A 4,352-nucleotide genomic window follows, 5' to 3' on the forward strand; every position below is an offset into this window, starting at 1 on the left:
AACAACTTCTTGTAACTTCAGGAACCCTGGAAATAACAGTTTAAGTGGCGCCGAATTTTGTAGCCTGAGAGCGCCGGTTTTCATGCGGCTTTGGCGAGCGAAGCGATGTCAAACAGCCGACACCCAAATCGCACCCAATGCTTACGCTGGACACAAACGATAGTGCCTATGCTTCAATAATCTGCTTCAACTTCGCCAAATCGGCTTCCGCCACCGCAGCCATCTTCGGAAACCGACGAACATACGACGGATGGTACAACGCAACGATGGGATAGGTGCGTTTCGACCATTCATATTCAGTGCCGTTCCAGACTTGAATCGGGGCGTGCAGCAGTTCACCATGAACGTCACCGATTTTAACGGTGTTCCCTAACAATCGCTGTAACCCGGTATTACCTAACCCAATCAGTAAGTCGTGGTCTTCAGGTAAATGCGATAGCTCATAATCCAGCAACGGCGCAAAATCGTGTTCCTCTTGCTTAGTTGGCTTCCGGTCGCTTTTACGCCCTGCCTTTTCGGTAAATGGTCGCGAACGAACAGCCGCCGTGAGGTAAACGTTCTTGCGCGTTAACCCCAGTTTGGTTAACCAGTCGTCTAAAGTCTTACCCGCTGGTCCCATAAACGGATGACCCGTTTCAACTTCCACGCGTCCCGGTGCTTCGCTGACGACCGTGAAAACTGGACTGAACGTGCCTTCGCCGGGGACAACGCCCTCCAAACGCTTATTCATGATCATAATTTCGTGTGCCTGTTGCATCATATCAGGTGTAAAAAACGTTGACATAATCGTTCCCTCTCCCACTCAAAAAGCCCGGTATCCTACCGAGCTCAATTTTAATCAATCTAATAATTTTAACGCTAATTGGCCGCGTTTGACATCCGTTACACTCAACGGATTGGCCCAAATTTGGTCCTTGATCACAGCCGCATACTGGTAAATATCAGAGAACCCAACACCAGCGTACATCAGATCCGTTTGATTCTTGGAATGTTGCAGTCCCAGCACGTGACCGAGTTCATGGGTCAAAATCCGGGCGTACTCAACGTTGCGAGCAGTTGTCGTCGCAGTGTCGTCAATTGCAGCCGTCACCTTTGCGAGGTCGGGTCCCGCTTGGCGGACGTAATTTTGCTTCATGTATTTGTTAATCGCCTGCCACTCCGTTTGGTAGTGCAGGTTATCGATCGACAACGTCTGGGTCGTCGGTTGCCACCAAGCCAGCTCCTCATTCGTTTTGACTTGGCGATTGATCACCCTCACCGTCAGGGTATGGTGTTTCTTGGTACCCTTATAAAATACCGGTGCCGCCAACTGCTGATTCCAGTTTTTCATCGCCGCCTTAAGACTCTGGGACAGTGCCTTAGAATGCGTCTGATTATAGATCCAAACGCGCCCGTGACTATCAAAAGCGGTCTGGTAATCATCACTTAACCCATAGGTCGTCTCATAGTACGTCTCATGAAGTTGGTAGAAGTTCGATGCGTGTGCCAACACCGTTTTATTGGGCGTTGGTGTCGTCGAACGGGACTTGGCACTCACCTGAACCTGTAAGCCAGTGCCAACGGTAATCAATGTCGTTAGTAGTATCAGCCAGCGGTGCATGACAATCCCCCCTACCGGTGTTGTCGATCAGTGACAGTTAAACGTGTTGTTGCAAAAATGCAATGATGTCGGTGGCCAGTTGCCGACCTGTGGACTATACGTCATCACGTGGGGCGCATCCGGATACGACTTAAACGTGACGGGCGCCGTTCGTTTCAAATCATCAGCTAGGCGCGACCCAAAGTCGGATCTAATAACTCATCAGCTTCTCCCTGAGCCACAAACACCGGCTTAGTAAGGCTATCTAAGGCCGCTTTAACCGGAACTGTGTAGTCAGAGATCGACTGCAACATTGCTTTGATGTTAGCGGTGAGGTACGTCATCTTCGTTTCAAGCTCATCAGTGGGCGTTCCCGCCTTCCCATAGGCCACTCGACTCCGTTGTAAAAACGATGCCGCAACGTTAGTTTTATCCACCGGAAACAGCGGTGTATCAATTGTACCACCGGCAACCACATCGTCTAACGTGGCCAACGCCTTCATCGCAAACAGGCCACCTAGCGATTCACCGAATACCGCGATTCGATGGTGCCCAGCGTCCTCTAGCTGTTGCACCGCCGCCACTGTATCTTGCCACCACAATTCAGGATTCCCCCGCAAAAAAATCTGTTGCGGATCTGGTGTCCCATGACCGCTAAAGACCGGTCCTAACACCGTGTAGTTCGCCTTTTGTAACGTTCTGCCCAGTACCCGGACATCCGTTGGCGTTCCTGAGAACGTGTGTAACAAGATTACCGCCGCGTCACCGCCTTCAAAGTAAAAGGGTTGTGCAACTGCCATATGACCACCGCCTGTTCTGTGTTATCGTTTCCATCTATTTATAGTTTACCCTAGATTTAGCGTTGCCACAAAGATTATCGCCGACCTTTAACATGATTTAACTTTCGGCATTTTGCGCAACGTAGTCCTTAATTCGTGTGATGGCCTTCTTCAGATCCTCGGTGCTGGCAGCGTAGCTTAACCGAACGTAACCCTCACCGCCAGGGCCAAATGACGCCCCGGGAATCACGGCCACCTTCGCGCGTTTCGCCAAGTCGTAGCAGAACGCCACACTATCCTGTTCCAGTTGTGCTGGAATCTTGGCAAATAAGTAGAAGGCCCCTTTAGGACTCGCGCACTCAAAGCCGGCTTCCTGAAGTCCCTTCAACAATAGGTCACGCCGTTGTTGGTAAATCTGGCGCATGGCCTGCCCGTCATCTGGGCCATTTTTGAAGGCCTCCTCTGCCGCAGCCTGCGCATTCGCAGTCGCTGAAGTAATCGCAAATTGATGCACCTTTGCAATTTCTCTGATCACGTCAACCGGTCCACAAATCAACCCGATTCGACAGCCAGTCATCGCATGCGATTTAGAAACACCGTTCAGTAAAACGGTCTGTTCAGGTAAAATGCTCCCCATCGACACGTGCGTTTCGCCGTACGTCAATTCCGAGTAAATTTCATCACTCAAACAGAAAATATCGTACTGCTTGATGACATCGGCCAACTTCTGCAAATCTTCACGGCCGTACGTTACCCCAGTTGGATTGGTCGGGAAGTTGAGGACAACCGCCTTCACCGTATCCCGGTTCGCTTCAATTGCCGCTTGAAGCTTCTCTGGTGACAAAATGAACCCATCATCAGAAGTATCAACGAATACCGGTTTAGCCCCATTTAAAATCGTAACGGGGATGTATTGTGGGAAGATGGGCGTTGGAATGATGACGGTGTCGCCAGGGTTTAACATCGCGGTCAACGATGAGAAGATGCCTTCCGTCGCCCCGGTCGTGACTAAGATTTGGGTGTCCTTGTCGTAGTCCACCCCGTATTTTGCCTTCAAAAAGTCAGTTGCGGCTTCTCGTAGGCCTTCGGTACCGCGCGAGTCCGTGTAATGACTTTCGTTGTTTTGGATGCTCTCAATCGCCGCCTGCTTGACGTGCTCTGGTGTGTTAAAATCCGGTTCTCCTAACGTTAATTTTACAATGTCTGGAATCGTGGCGATTTCAGCGTTGAACTTCAAAATCGACGATGGCTGGATCTGGTTTAATTCCTGTTTCATAGTCTCTGATAATTGGCTCATACCTAACACTCCTTTAAATTAAAAACCGCCCGTTCAGCCAAAATAGACTGAACGGGCGGTTTGGTTTTAGCGCCCACGCAGTCATCCCTGACCTGCGTGGGCCGTTAGCATTCATCACAAAACGCTTTTGGCTCTTAACAGGTCAGACCTGAAAAAACCAAAAGTAAAATCGGCTATTCAATTGGGCAACTGGTAACTTAATCATAACGTAGCCTCCGAATAGATGATGCCTTAATCATACCCGTTTGTGAAGGCTGTTGCAAGTGTGGTTTTGAGCGTACGTTTGTGTCCAGCGTAAGCATACTGCTGTTCAGTTTGTGAAGTGCGGTGATTTGCGTGGACTTACGATTCCGGTCAGCGGCTAGGTTCCAGCTGTGGGGCCGGCCTGAGCCAAAGAGCGGTCTCAGCCCTCGAAGTTAAGCCTCGCCAAAACCCGTGCGAGTCTTAACTTCGTCCCCGATAATTGGCGGTTGTTGGAAGTTCATCAACAACCGCCAATTATCGCGACACAGCATCCACCTAGCCGCTGACCGGAATCTGACATTAGCGCAGATTGGTGCTATCGTAGAACATCTCAAGACGCGTTAAACGGCAACGTTAGCTTATCAAATTAGCATAAACGTGACGGTCAACTGATAAAGTTCAGCATCACGCAACCGTTGATTCATTGCGGTTACTAAACATTGATCACAATCGC

The 4,352-nt window shown here is 49.9% G+C and carries 4 protein-coding genes; all 4 read right to left on the reverse strand.

Annotated elements, in window-relative coordinates:
- Positions 1–166 precede the first annotated feature (166 nt).
- The 4 genes from JCM2765_RS16085 to JCM2765_RS16100 all read right to left on the reverse strand — a co-directional run bounded on the left by JCM2765_RS16085 (position 167) and on the right by JCM2765_RS16100 (position 3,655).
- Positions 167–784, reverse strand: a complete 618-nt coding sequence (locus JCM2765_RS16085) for a uracil-DNA glycosylase (protein WP_054737552.1) — start codon at positions 782–784, stop codon at positions 167–169.
- 54 nt (positions 785–838) lie between these two features.
- Positions 839–1,600 (reverse strand): matrixin family metalloprotease, encoded by a 762-nt coding sequence (locus JCM2765_RS16090; RefSeq protein WP_054737553.1) that lies wholly within the window; start codon positions 1,598–1,600, stop codon positions 839–841.
- A 167-nt stretch (positions 1,601–1,767) separates the two neighbouring features.
- Positions 1,768–2,379, reverse strand: a complete 612-nt coding sequence (locus JCM2765_RS16095; RefSeq protein ID WP_054737554.1) for an alpha/beta hydrolase — start codon at positions 2,377–2,379, stop codon at positions 1,768–1,770.
- 97 nt (positions 2,380–2,476) lie between these two features.
- A complete protein-coding gene (locus JCM2765_RS16100; protein WP_054737555.1) occupies positions 2,477–3,655 on the reverse strand; it encodes an aminotransferase class I/II-fold pyridoxal phosphate-dependent enzyme in 1,179 nt (392 codons plus the stop codon).
- Positions 3,656–4,352: the final 697 nt, after the last annotated feature.

The organism is Secundilactobacillus similis DSM 23365 = JCM 2765, assembly GCF_001311075.1.
Classification (GTDB): Bacteria; Bacillota; Bacilli; order Lactobacillales; family Lactobacillaceae; genus Secundilactobacillus; species Secundilactobacillus similis.

Bases quoted from the DNA above. Each gene is read 5' to 3' on its own strand.
- JCM2765_RS16085 (WP_054737552.1), bottom strand. From the start codon at position 784: ATGTCAACGTTTTTTACACCTGATATGATGCAACAGGCACACGAAATT.
- JCM2765_RS16090 (WP_054737553.1), bottom strand. From the start codon at position 1,600: ATGCACCGCTGGCTGATACTACTAACGACATTGATTACCGTTGGCACT.
- JCM2765_RS16095 (WP_054737554.1), bottom strand. From the start codon at position 2,379: ATGGCAGTTGCACAACCCTTTTACTTTGAAGGCGGTGACGCGGCGGTA.
- JCM2765_RS16100 (WP_054737555.1), bottom strand. From the start codon at position 3,655: ATGAGCCAATTATCAGAGACTATGAAACAGGAATTAAACCAGATCCAG.